The organism is Arthrobacter sp. P1_C12_2 (genome assembly GCF_056406415.1).
This window is the reverse complement of sequence record NZ_JBFUAF010000007.1, coordinates 23,240-43,675: the sequence shown is the minus strand read 5'-3', so window position 1 is coordinate 43,675 and position 20,436 is coordinate 23,240. Positions and strand designations below refer to the sequence as shown.

The 20,436-nt window shown below is 66.2% G+C and carries 23 protein-coding genes; 17 read left to right on the top strand and 6 right to left on the bottom strand.

Annotation, left to right across the window (positions count from 1 at the left end; all coding sequences use genetic code 11):
• The first annotated feature begins 48 nt into the window (after positions 1-48).
• A complete protein-coding gene (locus AC1DZQ_RS09395; RefSeq protein ID WP_476963271.1) occupies positions 49-486 on the top strand; it encodes a DUF5956 family protein in 438 nt (145 codons plus the stop codon).
• An 87-nt stretch (positions 487-573) separates the two neighbouring features.
• Here the strand turns inward: AC1DZQ_RS09395 and AC1DZQ_RS09390 are convergent, their stop codons facing one another.
• On the bottom strand, positions 574-1,284 hold the full coding sequence (locus AC1DZQ_RS09390) for a TetR/AcrR family transcriptional regulator (protein WP_476963270.1): 711 nt from the start codon (positions 1,282-1,284) through the stop codon (positions 574-576).
• 182 nt (positions 1,285-1,466) lie between these two features.
• Between AC1DZQ_RS09390 and AC1DZQ_RS09385 the strand changes: the two genes are divergently transcribed.
• The 5 genes from AC1DZQ_RS09385 to AC1DZQ_RS09365 all read left to right on the top strand — a co-directional run bounded on the left by AC1DZQ_RS09385 (position 1,467) and on the right by AC1DZQ_RS09365 (position 9,043).
• A complete protein-coding gene (locus AC1DZQ_RS09385) occupies positions 1,467-2,855 on the top strand; it encodes a flavin monoamine oxidase family protein (RefSeq protein WP_476963269.1) in 1,389 nt (462 codons plus the stop codon).
• A gap of 45 nt (positions 2,856-2,900) precedes the next feature.
• Complete coding sequence (locus AC1DZQ_RS09380) at positions 2,901-3,815, top strand: universal stress protein (RefSeq protein ID WP_476963268.1); 915 nt, start codon at positions 2,901-2,903, stop codon at positions 3,813-3,815.
• Between the two features lie 14 nt (positions 3,816-3,829).
• On the top strand, positions 3,830-5,362 hold the full coding sequence (locus AC1DZQ_RS09375; RefSeq protein WP_476963423.1) for an APC family permease: 1,533 nt from the start codon (positions 3,830-3,832) through the stop codon (positions 5,360-5,362).
• 266 nt (positions 5,363-5,628) lie between these two features.
• The gene (locus tag AC1DZQ_RS09370) at positions 5,629-7,818 is read left to right on the top strand and encodes a multicopper oxidase family protein (RefSeq protein WP_476963267.1); all 2,190 of its coding nucleotides are present in this window, start codon (positions 5,629-5,631) and stop codon (positions 7,816-7,818) included.
• A 91-nt stretch (positions 7,819-7,909) separates the two neighbouring features.
• On the top strand, positions 7,910-9,043 hold the full coding sequence (locus AC1DZQ_RS09365) for a hypothetical protein (RefSeq protein ID WP_476963266.1): 1,134 nt from the start codon (positions 7,910-7,912) through the stop codon (positions 9,041-9,043).
• Positions 9,044-9,102: 59 nt separating this feature from the next.
• On the opposite strand, the gene AC1DZQ_RS09360 is transcribed toward AC1DZQ_RS09365, so the two are convergent.
• Positions 9,103-9,741 carry an NADPH-dependent F420 reductase gene (locus AC1DZQ_RS09360; protein ID WP_476963265.1) on the bottom strand — a complete coding sequence of 213 codons (639 nt, stop codon included), beginning with the start codon at positions 9,739-9,741 and terminating at the stop codon, positions 9,103-9,105.
• Positions 9,742-9,794: 53 nt separating this feature from the next.
• Complete coding sequence (locus AC1DZQ_RS09355) at positions 9,795-10,427, bottom strand: hypothetical protein (protein WP_476963264.1); 633 nt, start codon at positions 10,425-10,427, stop codon at positions 9,795-9,797.
• Positions 10,428-10,613: 186 nt separating this feature from the next.
• Here AC1DZQ_RS09355 and AC1DZQ_RS09350 point away from each other — a divergent pair, with 186 nt between their 5' ends.
• Positions 10,614-10,991 (top strand): VOC family protein, encoded by a 378-nt coding sequence (locus AC1DZQ_RS09350; RefSeq protein ID WP_476963263.1) that lies wholly within the window; start codon positions 10,614-10,616, stop codon positions 10,989-10,991.
• A 27-nt stretch (positions 10,992-11,018) separates the two neighbouring features.
• Here the strand turns inward: AC1DZQ_RS09350 and AC1DZQ_RS09345 are convergent, their stop codons facing one another.
• Together AC1DZQ_RS09345 and AC1DZQ_RS09340 are read right to left on the bottom strand one after the other, a co-directional pair.
• On the bottom strand, positions 11,019-11,627 hold the full coding sequence (locus tag AC1DZQ_RS09345; protein ID WP_476963262.1) for an NADPH-dependent FMN reductase: 609 nt from the start codon (positions 11,625-11,627) through the stop codon (positions 11,019-11,021).
• Between the two features lie 140 nt (positions 11,628-11,767).
• On the bottom strand, positions 11,768-12,172 hold the full coding sequence (locus tag AC1DZQ_RS09340; RefSeq protein ID WP_476963261.1) for a DUF5997 family protein: 405 nt from the start codon (positions 12,170-12,172) through the stop codon (positions 11,768-11,770).
• A 110-nt stretch (positions 12,173-12,282) separates the two neighbouring features.
• On the opposite strand from AC1DZQ_RS09340, the gene AC1DZQ_RS09335 reads away from it, so the two are divergent.
• Positions 12,283-13,038 (top strand): LysR family substrate-binding domain-containing protein, encoded by a 756-nt coding sequence (locus tag AC1DZQ_RS09335; RefSeq protein ID WP_476963260.1) that lies wholly within the window; start codon positions 12,283-12,285, stop codon positions 13,036-13,038.
• Between the two features lie 24 nt (positions 13,039-13,062).
• On the opposite strand, the gene AC1DZQ_RS09330 is transcribed toward AC1DZQ_RS09335, so the two are convergent.
• Entirely contained in the window at positions 13,063-13,398 is a 336-nt protein-coding gene (locus AC1DZQ_RS09330) for a hypothetical protein (RefSeq protein ID WP_476963259.1), read from the bottom strand.
• Between the two features lie 97 nt (positions 13,399-13,495).
• On the opposite strand from AC1DZQ_RS09330, the gene AC1DZQ_RS09325 reads away from it, so the two are divergent.
• The 9 genes from AC1DZQ_RS09325 (at position 13,496) to AC1DZQ_RS09285 (ending at position 20,422) form a co-directional block, all read left to right on the top strand.
• Positions 13,496-13,816 carry a DUF6221 family protein gene (locus AC1DZQ_RS09325; protein WP_476963258.1) on the top strand — a complete coding sequence of 107 codons (321 nt, stop codon included), beginning with the start codon at positions 13,496-13,498 and terminating at the stop codon, positions 13,814-13,816.
• Positions 13,817-13,936: 120 nt separating this feature from the next.
• The gene (locus AC1DZQ_RS09320; RefSeq protein ID WP_476963257.1) at positions 13,937-14,239 is read left to right on the top strand and encodes an urease subunit gamma; all 303 of its coding nucleotides are present in this window, start codon (positions 13,937-13,939) and stop codon (positions 14,237-14,239) included.
• Between the two features lie 8 nt (positions 14,240-14,247).
• Positions 14,248-14,583 (top strand): urease subunit beta, encoded by a 336-nt coding sequence (locus tag AC1DZQ_RS09315; protein WP_476963256.1) that lies wholly within the window; start codon positions 14,248-14,250, stop codon positions 14,581-14,583.
• Positions 14,580-16,349, top strand: a complete 1,770-nt coding sequence (ureC, locus tag AC1DZQ_RS09310; RefSeq protein ID WP_476963255.1) for an urease subunit alpha — start codon at positions 14,580-14,582, stop codon at positions 16,347-16,349. Before AC1DZQ_RS09315 ends, ureC begins: the two co-directional genes overlap by 4 nt.
• 18 nt (positions 16,350-16,367) lie before the next feature.
• Positions 16,368-16,850, top strand: a complete 483-nt coding sequence (gene ureE, locus AC1DZQ_RS09305) for an urease accessory protein UreE (RefSeq protein WP_476963254.1) — start codon at positions 16,368-16,370, stop codon at positions 16,848-16,850.
• Positions 16,851-17,013: 163 nt separating this feature from the next.
• Entirely contained in the window at positions 17,014-17,661 is a 648-nt protein-coding gene (locus AC1DZQ_RS09300) for an urease accessory protein UreF (RefSeq protein ID WP_476963253.1), read from the top strand.
• A gap of 48 nt (positions 17,662-17,709) precedes the next feature.
• Positions 17,710-18,327, top strand: a complete 618-nt coding sequence (gene ureG / locus AC1DZQ_RS09295) for an urease accessory protein UreG (RefSeq protein ID WP_476963252.1) — start codon at positions 17,710-17,712, stop codon at positions 18,325-18,327.
• Between the two features lie 200 nt (positions 18,328-18,527).
• On the top strand, positions 18,528-19,358 hold the full coding sequence (locus tag AC1DZQ_RS09290) for an urease accessory protein UreD (RefSeq protein ID WP_476963422.1): 831 nt from the start codon (positions 18,528-18,530) through the stop codon (positions 19,356-19,358).
• Positions 19,358-20,422 carry a HoxN/HupN/NixA family nickel/cobalt transporter gene (locus AC1DZQ_RS09285; protein ID WP_476963251.1) on the top strand — a complete coding sequence of 355 codons (1,065 nt, stop codon included), beginning with the start codon at positions 19,358-19,360 and terminating at the stop codon, positions 20,420-20,422. Before AC1DZQ_RS09290 ends, AC1DZQ_RS09285 begins: the two co-directional genes overlap by 1 nt.
• Positions 20,423-20,436 lie beyond the last annotated feature (14 nt).

Sequence of the window (20,436 nt, the reverse complement as noted above, 5' to 3'; positions counted from 1 at the left end):
TGTCAGTGTCGAGCCAGGGCCACAAGCATTGCCTATTTAGGAGTGAATATGTGGAGTGACGTTCAGGAAGCCGAACCCTCGGCGTCATGGGTGGAGCTGCCCGAGAATGGCTGGGGAGCGCTCATGGGCTGGGCAGCCGGCATGGAGAACTTGCGCCGCCATCCGTCATCGGACGCAGGAAGGACCGTCACGGGCTACACGGAGCACGCAGGAGAGCGGCAATACTTCGAGGAGCCTTTCACCGCCGCGGACCGGCAAGGAGTCGATGACGACATCAACGCCTACCTCCAGGACGCCGGCCTCCCGCCGCGGCCCAGTGGATTCGCTTGGTTGATCCGTGTTCCCGACGGACACGCTTCGCCTGATGCCTTCCTGGCTGACGTTGACAGCGCAATCCTGCGGGCCACCGAAGGCACCGTTCATCCGAAGCAGCTGCGGCCGATATTCGAAGCCGTTCTCCGTGGCTTTTACGCAAACGACAGTTGAGCGGCAAGGGCCGGCCACGAATGCCCGGAATTCGATCCGAGCGCGCCGAATGCAAGTGGATCTGCCGGCCCGGTGACCTACAAGCCCCTAGGCCGCCCGCAGCGCCCCGAGGCCGGCGAGGAGCGCCTCGAGTCCCAGGCTGAAGGCGACGTCGGCCGGTTTTTCATGGCTGTCCTCGGCCAGGCGCTGGACGGCGGAGGTGAAATGCGGCGTCGACGCGGCCATGGTGCCGGAATCGAAGATGTCCGCCGGTGCCGTGACGTCGTAGGCGGAGCCAAAGATGAAGGATTCGAACGCCACGATGGCCGGGATGATGCGCTCCTGGGGAAAGCCCGCTCGGCTAAAACCCGCGCTGACGGCCTCATACATGGCCAGTGTCTTGGGCGCATCGGTCACGGGCAGCACAGCGATCACGGGGATCAGCGGCGTGTGTTTGGTGAACACATCGCGGTAGCTCCAGGCCCAGTCCCTCACCGCTTGCTCCCAGTCCCCGGTGTCGAAGGCGGTGACGTCCACGAACGACGTTAGGTGGTCCTGGACCAGGACCAGCACGTCCCGTTTGGAGGAGACGTGGTTGTACAGCGCCGAGGGGGCCACATTGAGGGTCCTGGCCAGCGCGGCCATGGTGAAGCCTTCGTAGCCGCTCTTACCGATCAGCTGCAGGGCCGCCGCAGTGATGCCGTCCTGGTCCAGCACGGCCGCGGCGGGCCGGCCCACGCGGCGGCGGGGGTTGGCGGCGGGGCTGTGCTGATCTGCCGGGCTGTGCGGATCGGCGGGGACGCTGGTTGCTGCCGTCATTCCGGGCCTTTCTTCTTTGCTTGGCTGTCGGTTCCGGGACCTAGCCCATTCTGCCCCCAACTTTACGGGCGAAATTCACCAGACGGTGGGTCTTCCCTGAAGCGGAGGGAAGGTCTATCATTCTAAATGAACGGCATTCATTTAGTGGTCCGCATCACTCTAGCGGCCACGGAGAGGACATCATGCTGGAACTTGACCGCGACGTCGTCATCGTAGGGGCCGGGCCTTCGGGACTGACCGCCGCCCGCGAGCTGAAGAAGGCCGGACTGAGTGTGGCGGTGCTCGAGGCGCGGGACCGTGTGGGCGGCCGGACCTGGACCGACACGATTGACGGGGCCATGCTCGAAATCGGCGGCCAGTGGGTCTCGCCGGACCAGACGGCGCTCCTGGGGCTCCTGGATGAGCTCGGATTGCAGACCTATTCCCGCTACCGAGACGGCGAATCCGTCTACATCGGCGCGGACGGCAAACGCACCCTGTACACCGGTGACACCTTCCCCGTCGGTGAAACCACCGCGGCCGAAATGGACAAGCTCACGGCCCTGCTCGATTCCCTCGCGGCGGAGATCGGGCCCGAAGAACCGTGGGCACACCCGAAGGCCCGCGAGCTGGACACCATTTCCTTCCACCACTGGCTGCGGCAGAACTCAACCGATGAGGAAGCCTGCAACAACATCGGCCTGTTCATCGCCGGCGGCATGCTGACCAAGCCGGCACACGCCTTCTCCGCCCTGCAGGCCGTCCTGATGGCTGCCTCCGCCGGGTCCTTCAGCAACCTCACGGATGAGGACTTCATCCTGGACAAGCGGGTTGTCGGCGGGATGCAGCAGGTTTCGCTGCTGCAGGCCGCGGAACTGGGCGACGACGTCGTCCTCGGCAGCCCGGTCCGCACCATCAACTGGGCCGACGACGCGAGCGGGGGGTACCGTGTCACCGCTATCTCTGACCGGGCCACGGTGAAGGCCCGCTTCGTCATCATGGCCGTGCCGCCGAACCTCTACACCCGGGTGTCCTTCAACCCGCCGTTGCCCCGCCGCCAGCACCAGATGCACCAGCACCAGTCACTCGGCCTGGTCATCAAGGTCCACGCCGTGTACAGCACGCCGTTCTGGCGTGAGGACGGCCTGTCCGGCACCGCCTTCGGCGCCGGCGCCATTGTGCAGGAGGTCTACGACAACACGAACCACGAGGACCCGCGCGGCACGCTGGTGGGCTTTGTCTCGGATGAGAAGGCCGACGCCATGTTCGAGCTCAGCGCGGAGGACCGCCGCCGCGCGATCCTCGGATCGATTGCGTCCTTCCTTGGCGAAAAGGCCCTGGATCCCGAGGTCTACTACGAATCCGACTGGGGCTCCGAGGAATGGACCCGCGGAGCCTACGCCGCCAGCTACGACCTCGGCGGACTGCACCGCTACGGCAAGGACCAGCTGACGCCGGTCGGGCCGATCTACTGGTCCTGCTCCGACCTCGCGGCCGAGGGCTACCAGCATGTTGACGGCGCCGTCCGGATGGGGCAGCTCACGGCGGCCCGGATCGTCGCCGCCGCGGACCGTGCGTCCGTTTCCCCGTAGAAATCGCCCAACAGTTCAGTCCAGTTCAGTTAGGAGAGCGGCCAGATGCGTTACGTAGTGGGGTACTCAGCCAATGCCAGAGGCCATGATGCGGTCAATCTGGCCGTCTCCCTGGCGCTCGGGCGTGGAGCGAGCCTGGACCTTGTGCTGGTGGTGCCCGAAGTGCAGCAGTCCGGGCACGCCGTCGCGCCGAAGGCCGGCTTCGAACACCTGCTCACCGAGCAGGCCCAGGAGTGGCTCGACCAGGCGCTGTCGCTGGTTCCGCCCGGTGTCCCGGTCGAGGCCCACATCCGCATTGATGATTCCGACGCCCACGCGCTGATCCAGGCGGCCGACGAGTTGGGGGCGGACATGCTCGTCATCGGCGCGACCACCAGCGGGATCTTCAAACGGTTCACGATCGGGTCGGTGGCCAGCGCCCTGCTCCACTCCTCGACCGTTCCGGTGGCACTGGCAACTCACGGCTACCACCGCCAGGAGGCCCTGACCCGGATCAGCTGCGGGCTCGGTGCCCGGGCCGGCGCCGAGAAGCTGCTCGATCTTGCCCTCGGCATGGCCGCGAACCGGGACGTTACGCTGCGGGTGGTGTCGCTACTGGCGCTCGACGGCGGCGATTGGGCCAAGTCGGCCGATGCTGCCAGGGAGTATGCGGCCAAGCGCGTTGCCGAAGCCCTGCCGGGCGGCGGGCCGGAAGCCCACGTGGAAGCGAAGACGGAAGTCGTCGTCGCCCACGGGCGCAGCATCGAGGAAGCCGTGGACCGCCTGGACTGGGAAGACGGCGAGGTCCTGCTGATCGGATCCAGCCGGCTTGCCAAGGGCCGGTCCATCTTCCTCGGCAGCACAGCGGGCCGCATCCTGCGCGCCCTGCCGGTGCCGATGATCGTGGTCCCGGGCGACTATGAACTCAAGCACCTCAATCATTCAACGTCGAATGACACACCCCGAGAGGCACAACAATGAGCGCAGACCATGCGATGCCCAACCCGTCGCAGACAGGACAGCCCACCGGATCGCACACCGAACAGCAGCACGGACTGAGTGAGAAAGGCCTGAAAGCCGGTTCGGTGGGGCTCATCGGCGCCGTCGTCATCGGCATTTCCTGTATCGCCCCGGCGTACACCCTCACGGCGGCCTTGGGCCCCACCGTCGCCGAGGTCGGCGTGCAACTGCCGGCAATCTTCCTGGTGGGCTTTATCCCCATGCTGCTGGTGGCCTTCGGCTACCGGGAGCTGAACAACGCCATGCCCGACGCCGGCACCTCCTTCACCTGGGCCTCGCGGGCGTTCGGGCCCTGGATTGGCTGGATGGGCGGCTGGGGTCTCATCGCCGCGACCATCATCGTGCTCTCGAACCTGGCAGCCGTCGCGGTGGACTTCTTCTACCTCATGCTGGCGCAGATCTTCGGCAATCCCGAACTCGCCGACCTCACCACGAACCTGCCGCTGAATATCGCCACCACGCTGGTGTTCATCGCCCTCGCGTGCTGGATCTCCTACCGCGGCATGGAAACCACCAAGTCCGTCCAGTACGTGCTCGTGGGATTCCAGCTGCTGGTCCTCGCCTGGTTCTCCATCGCTGCGTTCAGCCACGTCGCCAACGGAACCGCCTTTGACGCCACTGCAATCTCCCCGGACTGGTTTAACCCCTTCGCCGTGGGATCCTTCTCCGCCTTCGCCGCCGGCGTTTCGCTGTCCATCTTCATCTACTGGGGCTGGGACGTCACGCTGACCATGAACGAGGAAACCAAGAACCCGGAGAAGACACCGGGCCGCGCCGCCACGATCACCGTGCTGGTCATCGTGATCATCTACATGACAGTTGCCCTGGCCACACTGAGCTACGCCGGCGTCGGCGAGACCGGGCTGGGCGCCGGAAACCCGGAGAACCAGGGCAGCATCTTCGCCGTCCTGGCGGGGCCGGTGATGGGCCCCTTCGCGATCCTGATGTCCCTGGCCATCCTGAGCAGCTCCGCCGCGTCCCTGCAGTCCACCTTCGTCTCGCCGGCGCGCACCCTGCTGTCCATGGGCCACTACAAGGCCCTGCCGCAGAAGTTCGGCAAGATCAGTCCGACGTACAAGTCGCCGAGCTATGCCACGATCGCCTCGGCCGTGGCCGCCGCCGCGTTTTATGTCATCACCCGGACCACGTCGGAAAACGCGTTGTGGGACACCATCACGGCCCTGGGCATGATGATCTGCTTCTACTACGGAATTACCGCTTTGGCCTGTGTCTGGTTCTTCCGCGCAGAGGCCTTCAGCGGAGCGAGGGCATTCTTCTTCAAGTTCCTCGCGCCTCTCGTGGGCGGCGTCATCCTGCTGGTCATGTTCGTCAAGACCGCCTACGACTCCATGGATCCCGCGTACGGATCAGGGTCGTCCATCGGGGGCGTGGGGCTGGTCTTCATCCTGGGCATGGGCGTCATCCTGCTGGGTGTGGTGCTCATGCTGGTCATGGCCAAGGTCCGTCCCGAGTTCTTCAAGGGCAAGGTCCTCACCACCGGGCACTGAGTCCACTGCCGGTTCCGGGAAGGTCTCCCTCCGGCAGCCATTGGAAAGTAGGCACACATTCCAAAGGCTGCCCGGAGGGGGACCTTCTTTCGTTGCAACCAAGTGTTTCCAAAGGTCTGCATCCCATAGTGATGGTGTCAGCGGCGGAGGGCGTAGCGAAGCTGAGTCCACAGCGTAGGGAGTTTCCTCATGATCACTCTTCAACTTGGGGATCGACCGGCAGGGGACGGCGGCCTTTCGGGCCCACCCGAAGGGGGCCCGGACTGATGGTGGAGGAAGCTGCAGACGCAGGCGGGGTGTCCCGCCGGACCCTTTTCAGGTTGGGCGCGGCCGGAGGTGCCGGTGCCGCGCTGGTTGCCGCGCAGGGCTTGGGAGTGCCATTTCTCGCGCAGAGGGGTCTGCTCACGGCAGACGGGGCGTTCGCCGCCACGTCGGCAGCGCTCGGTGACGTGTTGTTCTACATTGAGAAGTTCCCGACGAGCCCGCTGATCCTCTCGCCGTTCAGCGACCCGCTGCTCATCCCGAAGGCGCTCGCCCCGGTGCCGAGGTCGGTGTACAGCGCCTGGCCGAAGCCGCCGGGGCCCGGACCGGGTCAGCAGAACTCGCTGCGCAACGAGCGGCATCAGATCTGGCCGAGCCAGATCGGCTATCCGGACCCGATCGTCTACAAGATCGACGTGCAGCTCCGGACCCATTCCTTCACCAAGTCGCAAGTGCTGCCGATCGATTCGGAGGGCCAGCCGACGGTCTCGTTCGACTCATCCGGCAGGACCTTTGCGGCCGGCACGAAGCGGACCTTGCCGCCCAGCACGATCCACGGCTTCAACGGCACCTTCCCCGGGCCGATGATCAACGCCGAGTACGGAAAGCCGGCGCTGGTCCGCTTCGAGAACCATCTGGACGAGAACCCGTTGAATCTCGACCGCCAGGATTTTGGCTCGCCGGACTGGTCCTTCCTGACCCACCTGCACAACGGTCACACGGCGCCCGAGAGCGACGGCAACCCGCACTACTCGATGGTGTCCGGGCCGAAGCACCCGGGCTTCAGGCCGAAGATGTTCGTCGACAACCTGTACCTGAACTGGCCTGCCGGTGGCGACGACCGGGAAAAGCAGAGCTTCTTCTGGTTCCACGATCACACGATGGATCACACCGGCTCGAACGTATACAAGGGCCTGGTCGGCCTGTACCCCATCTACGACCCGAAGAACGGCCTGGACATGGGAGACGAGCGGCGGGGCCTACGGCTGCCCGGCGTCCGCAAAAACAACTCGGACGGGTCCTTCGACGTCAAGTACGACATCCCGCTGGCGTTCTCGGACTTCCGCCTCGACGACGGCGACACGGTGCACAAGGACTTCCACGACGTGCAGGGCGATTTCCCGGCCGCCAAGAACCCGGCCAAGCACCCCGAGTGGTGGGGCAAGACGTTCTACAAGCATTTCCCCAACCACGGCTTTGTGGGCGACATCTGCACAGTCAACGGCACGGCCTTCCCTGTACTGGAGGTGAAGCGGCGCAAGTACCGCTTCCGGTTCCTTGACGCCTCGGTCTCGAGGATCTACGAATTCAAGCTGATGAGCTCTACTCAGGGTCCTAAGTCGTCGGCGTCGCTCGGCTTCGTCGATGACGAACTCGAGGGCCAGTACCGCATCCCGGACGGCCAGCAGTCCATGCAGTTCACCCAGATCGCCTCCGACGGTGGGCTCCTGCCGTTCCCGATCAAGCGGGACTCGTTCGAACTGTGGCCGGCCAAGCGGCGCGAGGTGATCATCGATTTCACCAGGTACCAGGACGGCACGCCGACCACCAAGGGCGACGTCGTCTACCTCACCAACGTCATGAAGATGCCCAACGGGCGGATGTGGTCCAACTCCTCCCGTTTCTTCCCCGACCCGGCATACAAGGTGCCGCTGCTGAAGTTCGTGATCGGTGACAGCGCGCCGGATGACAGCCAGATCCCGACGGCCATGCGTCCGCTGCCGCCGCTGCCGAGCAACTGGCGGAACCTGTTGGACAACCGCCTGATCTTCGAGGTGAAGCGCGGCGCCCTGGGCGGCGAGACCGAGTGGCTCATCAACGGCAAACCTTTCGACCCGACGAAGGTGGCGAGGAGCCTGAGAAACAACGCCGGCGCGACGCCGCTGGCCGCGCCGAAGAAGAACAGCTTCAACCTCTGGGAGGTCCGCAACGGCGGCGGCGGCTGGGTGCACCCCTTCCACCTCCACATGGAGGAGCATCGCACCGTCATGCGGAACGGCAAGGACGTGACTCGTACAGCAGATGCCGGGCATCCCGACGACGTCTCGAAAGAAGACCTGGCGGCGCTCGACCCGAACGAGTCTGTGATCCTTTACCGGGGGTTCCGGGACTTCGTCGGGCCGTACGTGGCGCACTGCCACAACCTTGCGCACGAGGACCACGCCATGATGTTCGGTTGGGAGATCACACCATGACGGCCTCCCGCCCTCTAACGAACCATGGGGCCGGGGTTTGTTGCACCAGACGGCCACCGGTTCCGGCGACGGATATGCGAGGCAGCGGGAGATGATCGAGAACACTAGGCTCTCCAACTCCGACATCGAACGCAGCGGCTCGGTCCCGGCCCGGCCAGCTGTTCCGTGGTTGACGGTGGTCTCCCTGTCGGCTGTGATGGCCTACGCCGACGGCTTTTGGATGATGTCGCTGCGCGGTGCCGCGGGGGCCGTTGAACGCACGCAGGAGCCATTCGCGAGCTGGCTGCTTGAGTCCACCCTGGTTCTGCCGGTGTTCGTCTTCGCGGTGCTTGCGGCCCTGGCGCTGGCGTTCCATCTATTCGGGCCGGTGCTGCGCAGGTCTGGCATGCTGCTGACGGCGCTGCTGATCGCTGCGGCCGGAACCGCCGTCGGCGTTGCACTCATCACGGTCAGTTCGGCCTACGATTACCAGCTGCAGTCTTCTCAGCTGCAGCTGATTGACTCGATGAGCCATACCTGCGCGAACGGGAGCTGCCTGGCGCAGCAACAGGAGGCGTCGCTCGCGCTCCAGATCCGCGCCGTAGGCTTTGGCAGCGGGATACTCGTGGTCACCAACCTTGTTCTGGTGGGCTGGGTTATGGCGATTCGGGGCGGCCGCTTGGACGTCAGCAGCGCCCGGCGGCGAACTTCTCGCGGCGGGGGAATTGACCACCGGCGGCTGTTTCTGGCTGCAGCGCTGTCCGGCAGCGCGGCCATCCACGCTGCAGTCGTACCGGAGCATCTTAGCGAGTGGGCCGCCGCCGGTGTCTTCTTCGCAATTCTCACTGCAGCCCAGCTTGCCCTTGACCTCTTGTTGCTCCGCCGCCGGCGGCACCGCGCCGTGCTCCTGGCCGTCGCGGCAGTCTCGATTGTTCCGCTGGCGCTGTGGTTGTGCTCCCGGACTGTCGGACTGCCTTTCGGACCAGCCGCCGGCACCCCCGAATCGGCCGGCCTGCCGGACATTGCTGCCGGCGTCCTGGAACTGGGCACATTGCTGGCTGCCGTTGCCCTGCTCCGGGACAAGGACCGGCTCCCCGGACGCCTGTCGATGTCAGCCCACATCCGCTCGCTCCCGGTTGTGGCGGCGATCGCCATTGGCGTCCTGGGTCTCGCCGGAACCGGCCCAGCCTGGTTCGGCAACCCGGGTAGCTCCGGGAACGAGTCGGTAGAGTCCCCCCACCATTGAGGAACACCGGCTCCCTCTGGCCGGGCACAACGGACTAGTCCATAACGGCCCAGCTTCCGCTAGTCGATGATTTTCAGGCCGGTGCCCCAGTTGAAGGTCGGATACACGGGGTTGGCCTGCAGCGCCATGACCAGCAGCATGAAGCCCTCGAGTTCACGGGCGTGGCGCAGTCCGCCCACTTGCAGCGGACGCAGCCCGGCGGCTTCGGCGAAGACCGCGACCTCGTTACGGGCCTGTTCGGAGTCCGACGCGATGAACACATCCATCGGCTGGCCGCCTGCCGTCGCGGAGCCGAGCGGGCCGGCGAAGGTGGTGTTGAAGGCTTTCACCACCCGTGCGCCCGGCAGCAGCGCGGCGATTTCTTCGGCCGCCGACGTCCCCGGGGCGACCACCAGCGAGTCGAAGGTTTCGGTGTCGATCGGATTGCTGATCTCCACAACGGTCTTGCCGCTGAGTGTATCGCCGAAGTGCGTGGCGACTTCCTGGGCCGGGCCGAAGTACAGCGCCAGGACGACGATGTCGCCCTCGGGAACCTCGCTCAGGCTTCCGGGGCTGGTGTTGCCGCCAAGTTCAGCAGCGAGCTTGGCGGCATTCTCCGGCGTCCGGTCCAGGACCTGGACGGAACGGCCGGCGGCGACAGCCCGGGTGCCGATCGCCCGTGCCATGTTGCCGCTGCCGATGATCGTGATGTCAGTCATGATGGAACCTTTCCGAGGTTGCCGGGAACTGCTTGGATCGGCAATTCCGCGATTCAGCGGTGCGCGTGGTCCGGGCCAGGTGGACCGGCGGGGCTGACGCCTGCCGCGCGTTCGGCGGCAGCCAGCGCATCTTCCAGCCGTTCCACAGCCGGGGCGTAGGCGGCATCCGTGCTTGCACGGTCCGCGCGGCCGCCGAGGCGCTCGGCGGCCTTAATCGCCCGGATCAGGGCCGCAGTTTCCGGCCGCCGGGGATCGCTCATCGCGGGATAGTCAATCGAGAACCCCGGATCCAGTTCGTACTGCTGCCACCGGGCGAGGGCGCTCCGGTGCCGTGCGGCGGCCGCCTCGTTCATGCGCCGGGTCTCCCGGCTGGCCCGGCGGGAATCCTGGCGGCGGAGCAGCCGGGGTGCCGCTGCCAGCGCCGCCAGGGCCGCCATCGCGGCCAGCACCCCGAGTGCCAGGCCGGCCCAGGGCCACGTTGAGGAGGCAAGGACGATGGCGGGCACAATGACGGCGAGTCCGGCGAAAATATCCCAAAACGCGCCGTCCGCGCCTTCTGAGTGTCCGTCCTTGGCTGCCAGATGCTTGCGGGCGAAATAGACCGAGGCGAACGCCGCCCCGGCAACCAAGATGGCGAGGGTGAGGAACTGCCAGGCCGCGACGGCACCGGATAGTGAAAGCGTCATTGCATACCTCCCCGGAACGGTCCCGGGCGGGCGCTGTTCCGCTAGTTCCATTGGAATCCCTGGCGGCGGGGCCGTCAATGCCTGCCGGGACGGGGCGATGCCGGCCGCGAACGCCGACCGCCAAGGCCCGGTACGAAGGCCGCGTCGCGGTTCCACCGCGGGGCCTCCCGGCGTAGCCTTGGGGCCATGCGACTGAAAATGTGCAGTATCCACGTCAAGGATCCGGCCTCGGCCCATGAGTTCTACACCGGCACGCTGGGCTTCGAAACGCTGATGGCCATGCCGGAGCACAACCTCTTTATCGTCAAGGATCCGGACGGTGCCGGCGGCGCAGGACTGCTGCTGGAGCCCAGTGACAACCCGATCGGAGCGGCCTACATGAACGGCCTGCACGACGCTGGTATCCCAGCGATCGTCTTCGGCGTGCCGGACGTGCGCGCCGAATACGAGCGGCTGGCGGCCAAGGGCGTGATGTTCCAGGGGGAACCGTCCGAAGGGCCCGCCGGGACCAGCGTGGTGTTGGATGACGGCTGCGGGAACTTCGTGCAGCTACACCAGGACTAGCTGCCGGACCGGCACCCCGGGCCGGGCCTAGCGGCTCACTTTGTCCTTGTCCGGGTGCTCGTCGCCGATATGGCCCGGCGCGTTGGCGGCCAGGACCCGCGCCACGAAGGAGGCATACTCCTCCATGTAGTGGCGCAGCAAGCCGGCCGTGGCTTCGTCCTTGACCTCGCCGTCCTCGCCGTAGACCTCCGGGACGAAGCGGATGTACGCCTCCGGCGCATTAAGCTGCGGCGCGTCGAGGAAGCTCAGCACGCTGCGGAACGAGGACTGCATCACGGCCGTGCCGATGCCGCCGGGGGAGGCGCCGATGATCCCGGTGGGCTTGCGGGCGAAGGAGTTGGTGCCCCAGGGCCGGGATCCCCAGTCGATGGCGTTCTTGAGCGCTCCGGGGATGGACCGGTTGTATTCCGGCGAGACGAACAGGATGCCGTCGGAAGCCGCGACGGCATCCTTGAGGGCCTGACCAACGGGTGGGAAGGCCGCATCAAAATCCGGGCTGTACAACGGCAGGTCCTTGATGGGGATCTCCGTGAACTCCAGCTCCGCAGGTGCAAGCCGGATCAGGGCCTTGGACAAGGTGCGGTTGATGGAATTGCTCGAGAGACTCCCGACAAAATATCCGATCTTGAAGGCCATGGCCTGTTCCTTCCCGATGCTCCGCCGGTGGCAGGTGGATTGGGATACGGAGAGGGATCGGGCCGGCGGCCCCGACTCATTCCGCGAGCATAGTCTTGCGTCGGCGGGATGAAAATGGGGCCGGGAGGAAGCGCGTGCCGCTATTCGGCCTTGGCGCGGGCTTTCTTGGCGTCCTTCTTCGCGGCCTCGTCCTTGACCCGCTGGGCCTCGGCGCGGACGGCGGCGTGGGTGGCGCGCTCGGCGACCAGCCAGGCCGGGGGAGCCTGGAGCAGTGCGGTGATTTCCGCCGTCGTCAGCGCTTCCTCAACACCACCGCGGGCCAGGCCGGCGATGGAAACGTTGAGCTTCTGCGCCACCACGGGGCGCGGGTGCGGGCCATTGCGGCGCAGTTCCGCGAGCCACTCCGGCGGGTTGGCCTGGAGTTCGGCAAAATCAGCGCGGGTGATGGTCGAATCCTGGAACTCCTGGGGTGTCGCCGGCAGGTAGATGCCAAGCTTCTTGGCAACGGTGGCCGGCTTCATGGACTGGGAGTTTGCAGAGGTCATGGTTCAAGGGTATCCGGCCAGAGCGCCGCGGGGCACCAAACCAGGACCAACCAGCACCCTACCGCCAGCGGGGCAGACCCCCGCGCCACCCCGGACGGTACTGTGAACATGTGTCCGCAGCAGAAGAAGCACCCCAGACCCCCGACGAACCCGCTGCCGTCCCGGCAGAAGCAGCTGGGCGGGAGTTGCGCTTCGCGTACGTCGCCGGTGTGACACCGGGAAAATGGATCCGCCGCTGGGAGGAACGCATGCCCGATGTTCCGCTGCACTCCTTTATGTCCGACGACGGCGCGCAGCTGTCCGTGCTCCGCGACGGTTCCGCGGACCTGAGCTTTGTCCGGCTCCCGGTGGAACGCGAGGGCCTCAGCGTGATCCCGCTCTACGAGGAACAGCCTGTGGTGGTGGCACCCAAGGGGCACGAGATCTCCTTGTTCGAGGAAGTGGACCTGGCGGACTTGTCGGCAGAGACCTTCCTCGACGCGCAGGACCTCGGCGGCCCGGCGATGGCCCTGCAGGTGGTGGCGTCCGGTGCCGGGCTGGTGATCCTGCCGATGTCCGTGGCCCGGCACTTCAACGTCAAGGACACCGTGGCGCGGAAACTCACGGGGGCGCCCAGCACGGAGATCGCCCTGGCCTGGCCCAGCGACGCCACCGACGAGGTCATTGAGGAATTCATCGGGATTGTCCGCGGACGCACCGCGGCGAGCTCCCGCCAGCCCTCGGCGCAGCAGGAGAAACCCAAACGGGAGCCGAAGCCGGACCGGCGCGGCACCGGAGCCGCCAAGAAGCCCAAGGTGGCGCAGCGTTACGCACCCAACCCGGACAAGGGCCGCGGCAAGGGATCCCGGAAAAAGGGGAAACGCTAGGCCACTGCCCGCTCCCGGCGGAGGCTACTTGGCGCAGGCGTCCTGAAGGGCCTTGACGGATTCGGCCGGAACCTGGTCGCCGGAGTCGGCGATCTGGCGCAGCGGGGTGGTGATCTCAGCGGGAGCACCCGCGGCTTCCGCGCTGGTGACAAGACCGCCCAGCAGTTCCTTGTCCTTGGCGCTGACCAGGCCGTTCTCCACGAGGGCGCAGGCCTGCTTCTTTACTTCATTGCCGGCCGCCGTCGTGGCCTGTGACGCCCCGTCGTTGACGGCCTTTTCGGCAGCACCCTGCACCTGGCCACAGCCGGTAAGGGCGATCAAGAAGGCGGCAGCGGCAAGGGCGGCGAGACGTCGTTTCATTCATCCACCCTAACAAGCGAGGCTTGTGCCGGCCTGAGGAAAAAGGGCAAACGCCAGGCCGTAGCCGTGTGGGCACCGGCGCACATAGCATCGGTGAGTGGACATCGTCGAGTTCTTGACCGCACGCATCAAAGAAGACGAAGCTGCCGCCCTGAAACTGCTCGGCGACCCCACGCTTGCTGTCTCCGGCGAGTGGTATGAACGACGCCTGCTCCGCGAGTGCGAGGCCAAGCGCCAACTCATCGGCATCATTGAATCCGCCCGCCAGTCCGTGCTGGCCGTCTTGGTCAGCCAGGAACCCGCCGACGCCGGATGGGTGCCGGACGTCATCGAATGGACCACGCTCTCCCTGCACACCCTGGCCCTGCCGTACGCGGACCACCCCGAATTCCAGGCGCACTGGCGGATCACCGGATAGCGGTTAACTCCGGAGGTGTTCACGGGCGCCGGAAACCTGCAGGAAATCTCACCGGCCTACGCTGGTCACACCGCAGCACGTGCGGTCCGCCAGCCGGCTGGTTCTTGAAGGGATTCCGTCATGCATCTCTTGCCCCGTGAGCAGGAAAAGCTCATGATCGTGGTCGCGGCGGACCTCGCCCGCCGCCGCCAGGCCCGCGGCCTGAAGCTGAACTTCCCAGAAGCCGTTGCGGTGATCAGCTACGAACTGATCGAGGGCGCCCGGGACGGCCGGACCGTGGCGGAGCTCATGAGCTACGGAACCACCCTCCTTCGCCGCGACGACGTAATGGAGGGCGTGCCGGAAATGATCCACGATGTCCAGGTCGAGGCCACCTTCCCGGACGGCACCAAGCTCGTTACCGTCCACGATCCGATCCGCTAGGAGCCTCCATGATTCCGGGAGAATACGTCCTCAGCTCCGCGCCGCTGGTGATCAACGCCGGCCGTGAGGCGGTAGAGGTGGCAGCGACCAACACCGGCGACCGGCCGGTCCAGGTGGGCTCGCATTATCACTTTGCCGAAGCCAACTCCGCTCTGCAGTTCGACCGGCAGGCCGCCTACGGACGCCGGCTGGACATCCCGGCCGGCACGGCCGCGCGGTTCGAGCCGGGGGACAGCAGGACCGTCAGGCTGATCGAGCTCGCGGGCCGCCGCGAAGTCTACGGCCTCAGCAATGCAGTCAACGGCGAACTCCAGAAGACCGGACAGGCAGGGGAGGCCCAGTGAGTTTCGAGTTGTCCCGCAGGCAATACGCGGACCTCTACGGCCCGACAACCGGCGACGCCATCCGCCTGGCCGACACCGAGCTGTTCCTCGAGATCGAGCAAGACCTCACCGTCTACGGCGAGGAAGTGGTGTTCGGGGGCGGCAAGGTGATCCGCGACGGCATGGGCCAGAACGGCCAGGTGACGCGGGACGGTGACGGCGGTATTGGTTCCGGCGGCGGAGTCCCGGACACCGTGATCACCAACGTGGTGGTGCTGGATTACACCGGCATCTACAAGGCCGACGTCGCGCTCAGGGACGGCCACATCTTCCGGATCGGCAAGGCCGGCAACCCGCAGATCACCGACGGCGTGGACATCGTGATCGGCGCGAGCACCGAGATCATTGCCGGTGAGCGGAAAATCCTAACGGCCGGCGGCGTGGACTCCCACGTCCATTTCATTTCCCCGGACCAGGTCTCCGCCGCCCTGTGCAGCGGTGTGACCACGATGGTGGGCGGCGGCACGGGCCCCACCGAAGGCACCAAGGCCACTACCGTCACGCCCGGCAAATGGCACATCCAGCGGATGCTGCAGGCCGCCGAAGGGCTCCCGATCAACATCGGCCTGTTCGGCAAGGGGCACGCGTCCGCCGTCGAGCCCCTGGCCGAGCAAATCCGCGCAGGCGCGATCGGGCTGAAAGTCCATGAGGACTGGGGCTCCACCACGTCCTCGATCGACACCTCTCTGAAGGTCGCGGACGAGTACGACGTCCAGGTGGCCCTCCACACCGACACCCTGAACGAGTGCGGCTTCGTGGAGGACACCATCCGGGCCATCGACGGCCGCGTGATCCACACTTTCCACACCGAGGGCGCCGGCGGCGGGCACGCGCCGGACATCATCAAGATGGCCGGGTTGCCCAACGTCCTGCCGGCATCCACGAACCCCACCCTGCCGTACACGCGCAACACGATCGAAGAGCACCTGGACATGCTCATGGTGTGCCACCACCTGAACCCGGATATCCCGGAGGACGTGGCGTTCGCGGACTCACGCATCCGCGCCGAGACCATCGCCGCCGAGGACGTCCTGCAGGACCTGGGCATCTTCGCGATCACGTCCTCGGACTCGCAGGCCATGGGCCGGGTAGGCGAAGTGGTCATCCGCACTTGGCAGGTGGCGGACAAGATGAAGAAGCAGCGCGGCGTACTGAAGGATCCTGATGGGGGCAGCCACGGCGCCGCTGCCGGTTTGGGGGCGGAGAGCGATAACTTCCGGCTCAAGCGCTACGTGGCGAAATACACCATCAACCCGGCCATCGCGCAGGGCATGGCGGACTCTATCGGCTCGGTGGAGGCCGGAAAGTTCGCCGACTTGGTGCTCTGGGATCCGGCGTTCTTCGGGGTGAAGCCGGAACTGGTACTCAAGGGCGGCCAGATCGCCTACGCCCTCATGGGGGACGCCAACGCCTCCATTCCCACTCCGCAGCCGCGGACCATGCGGCCGATGTTCGCCGCCTACGGCAAGGCGCTGCAGCAGTCCTCCATCACCTTCCTCTCCCAGGCCGCCATCGACGCCGGGGTCCCGGCGGAGCTCGGACTGGAGAAGGTCATCCGGCCGGTGTCCGGCATCCGCAGCCTCACCAAGGCGGACCTCAAGTACAACGGCGCCACCCCGGACATCGAGGTGGACCCGGAAACCTATCGGGTGACGGTCGACGGCGAGGACGTCACGTGCCAACCATCTGACGTCCTGCCCATGGCCCAGCGCTACTTCCTTTTCTAGGCTTCAGAGGAGACGACCATGATCATCGAAAAGGTACTTGGCAACACCCACGACGTCCCTCCCGGTCCGGACCCGTACGGTGGGCTCCACCGGGAAAAGGTGGTGCTGCCCAGCGCCCAGCTGGTCAAACGCATCCAGCGCGTCACTACCGATCATGGGAAGGAACTGGGAATCCGACTCCCCGCCGGTTCCGGGGACCTGCGCGACGGCGACATCCTGCACGTGGCCGGAAACAACATGATCGTGGTGTCGGTGCTGCCCACAGATGTCCTGGTGATCGCACCGCGCTCCATCCACGAGATGGGCGTGGTGGCGCACTCCCTGGGCAACCGCCACCTGCAGGCCCAGTTCTTCGATGCGTCCTCGGAGTATGGGGCAGAGGTGATGGTCTGCCAGTACGACCACACCGTGGAGGACTATCTCAAACACGTCGGAGCCCCCTACGACCGCCAGGAGCGCGTGATGCCCGTCCCCTTCCGCCATGCCGATCACAGCCACTAATCCTGCGCCAGAAGCGCCAGCGGGTGAAGGGGGCCGTGCCCGTCCCCAGCCGCTCCCAACTCTCGCAAGCTCGAGTCGGGGCCCTCGCGGCAGTGGGCCCATCGCGGTGCCCGCCACGCCGCGGCCCCCTTCACCCGCCGCCGCCGCGTCCTACCAGCTCGCATTGCAGCAGCTGACTGACTCCGCATTGCCTACCGGGGCGTTTGCTCACTCGCTGGGGTTTGAGAGCTACATTGAGCGCGGACTGGTGCGGGATGAAGTCAGCTTTGGGGTGTGGCTTTCGGCGTTCATTTCACAGCAGCTGACTTACTCGGACTCCCTGGCCATCCGGTTCCTGTACGAGGGTGATTCTGTTGCCGAACTGGATACGTTGCTGACCGCCCAGCTCCTGCCACGGCAGCTGCGCGAAGCCAGCATCAAGATGGGGACCCGGCTGCTGGAGATCGGGTCCGAGATTTTTCCGTCCCCTGGGCAGGTGGAGTACCGGGAGCTGGTGACTTCCGGCCGTGCCGCTGGGCACCAGCCGCTGGCGTTCGCAGTGATCGCCCGTTCCCTGGCTGTCCCGCTGGGCGAGGCCTTGGCGGCCTACTTGTTCGCCTCGGTCACGTCGTTGACGCAAAACGCGGTCCGGGCGATCCCCCTGGGGCAGAACGCCGGTCAGCGGATCCTGCGGAAGGCGGCCGACGACGTCGCTGCCGCGGCCGAGCGGGCCGGCCACCTCACGCCTGACGACTTTGGGGCCGTCAGCCCCGGTCTCGAAATTTCGCAGATGCGGCACGAACGCCAGCGCGCCCGCATGTTCATGAGCTAGCTGATCTGCACGAAAAATGTTGTACGAGAAATATGTCTGGAGAAGAATATGTCTGAGCCCATCAAGATCGGCATCGGCGGCCCGGTAGGTGCCGGCAAGACCCAGCTCGTGGAGCGCCTCACCCGCCACATGAGCCGGGACATCTCCATGGCGGCCATCACCAACGACATCTACACGATCGAGGACGCCAAGATCCTCGCCGCCAACGGGATCCTCCCGCTGGACCGGATCATCGGCGTCGAAACCGGCGGCTGCCCACACACCGCCATCCGCGAGGACACCTCCATGAACACGGCGGCCATCGAGGAGCTGAAGAAGCGGCACCCGGATCTGCAGGTGATCTTTGTGGAGTCCGGCGGCGACAATCTCTCCGCCACGTTCAGCCCTGAGCTCGTGGACTTCTCCATCTACATCATCGACGTGGCCCAGGGCGAGAAAATCCCGCGCAAGGCCGGGCAGGGCATGATCAAGGCCGACCTCTTCATCATCAACAAAACCGACCTCGCCCCGCACGTCGGCGCGGACCTCTCCGTCATGGAACGGGACTCCAAGGAGTTCAGGGGCGAGAAACCGTTCTGTTTCACGAACCTCAAGACCGACGAGGGCCTGGAGCGCGTCATCGACTGGGTGCGGCGTGACGTCCTGATGCTCGACCTGGCGCCATGAGCGCTCTCGGGGTCAGTCCTGGTGACCTTATCGCTGAGGCGGCGAGGCCGGATTTTGGGGCCGCGGCGTGGCGGGCACCGCGGGGGGCCCACCGCCGCGAGGGCCCCGACTCGAGCTTGCGAGAGTTGGGAGCGGCTGGGGACGGGCACGGCCCCAAATCCGGTGAAGCCGCCGGACCCAGCCAGAGCGCCCGGAAACCGATGGGGGAGCTCGAACTCGTGGTCGCCGAGCGTGCAGGACGTTCCGTCGCCACGCATCAGTACCATCGCGGGGCCTTGCGGGTTTTGCGGCCGCACTACTTGGATGACTCCGGGCAGGTCTGTTATGTGGTCGTGAATCCGGGCGGGGCCTATCTGGGGGCCGACCTTTATGTGACTGATGTGGAGGTGACGGACGGGGCGAAGTTGCTGCTCGCGACGCAGTCGGCCACCAAGATCTACCGGACTCCGGGGTCCTTTGCCGAGCAGCGGATGAGGCTGCGGCTGGGGGAAGGGGCGCGGTTGGAGTTCGCCCCGGACCAGGTGATCGCCTACCGGGAGGCCAGCTACCGGCAGAATACCCACGTTACGGTGAGGCCGTCGTCGAGCCTCATCATGGCCGAAATCATCACGCCGGGGTGGTCGCCGGACGGAGCCTCGTTCCGGTACGAGGAGCTGCGGCTGCGGACCGAGATTCGGGTCGAGAGCGGGGAAGCGGCCGGACTGCTGGCCCTGGACAACCTGCTCATCCGCCCGGCCCTGGGCGACGTAACCGGCATGGCGTTTATGGAGGGCTACAGCCACCTGGGGTCGCTGATCGTGGTGGACCCGCGGATGGACCAAGTCCTGGCCGACGAACTCCACGAAATCACCGCCGGTTACGGCGCCCATACCGGCATTTCGCTCACCGCCGCTGTGCTGGGAACGGCCGGGCTGGTGCTGAGATCGCTCGCCAACAGCACGGAAGAACTGAGGCGTGTTCTGGGAGCCGCCACCGCCCTGCTGCGGAAACGCTGGTACGGCCAGGACCCCCTCGATTTGAGGAAGTACTGATGGCCACCATCGAGCAGATGACAGCGCTGCATCGGCTCTACCGCCAGCGGGCGCACCTGCCGCTGAGGACTCGGCTGCTGGTGACCTTCGGTGCGGTGGCCGCATTGCACGCTGCCGCCGTCGTTCTCCTGTTCTCCGGTGCGTCCGGGGGCGGACAGCCGCTGGGGATCGGGCTGGTGCTGACGGCATACCTGGCTGGGGTGAAGCACAGCTACGACTGGGACCACCTCGCGGCGATCGATAACTCCACCCGGAAGTTCGCGGCCGAGCACCGCGATCCGGTCAGCGTGGGCTTCGCGTTCAGCCTGGGCCACAGCTCCGTGGTGGTCTTGGCCGGGGTGCTCGTCGTGGCCGGGGCCTCGCTGGTGGGGAACTTCATGGCGGAGGGGACCCCCGGGAACCTGCTGCTGGGGTTGATCGGCAGCGGGGTATCGGGGCTGTTCCTGCTGGCCATGGGCGCCTTCAACGGCTCGGCCTTCCTCCAGACACTTAAGGTTTACCGGCGTGCGCGCAATGGTGCCGCGATCTCCCACGGGGACCTTGCCGCGAGGGGATTCGTGGCCCGGCTGCTCGCGCGTCCGCTGGCCCGGGTCCAACATCCCCGAAACATTTACGTGATCGGACTCCTCTTCGGGCTGGGTTTCGATACCGCCACCACGATCGGGCTGCTGGTCATGGCGACGGGGGCCTCGCTGGCCGGCGTTTCCCCGCTCGCGCTGCTGGCGCTTCCGCTGGCCTTTGCGGCGGCCATGACGCTGTGCGACACCATCAACGGCGTGGCCATGATGCGGATGTACCGCTCGGCCCTGACGGATCCGCGGCGCAAACTCGGCTTCAATGCCGTTATTACGGGCATTTCTGCGGTGTCCGCCCTCGTCATTGCGGTCATCACCCTGAGCGGGGCCGTTCACGAGGTGTTTGGGCTTGGGGATCCGCTGACCAGCTGGCTCGGGTCTGTGGACCTGGGCGACGCCGGACTGTTGCTGCTGGCACTGCTGATGTCCGCCTGGGCCGCGGCCTCGCTGCACGGGCGGACATCATCACGCGCCGGCTACGGACGTTGACCATCCAGCCGCCG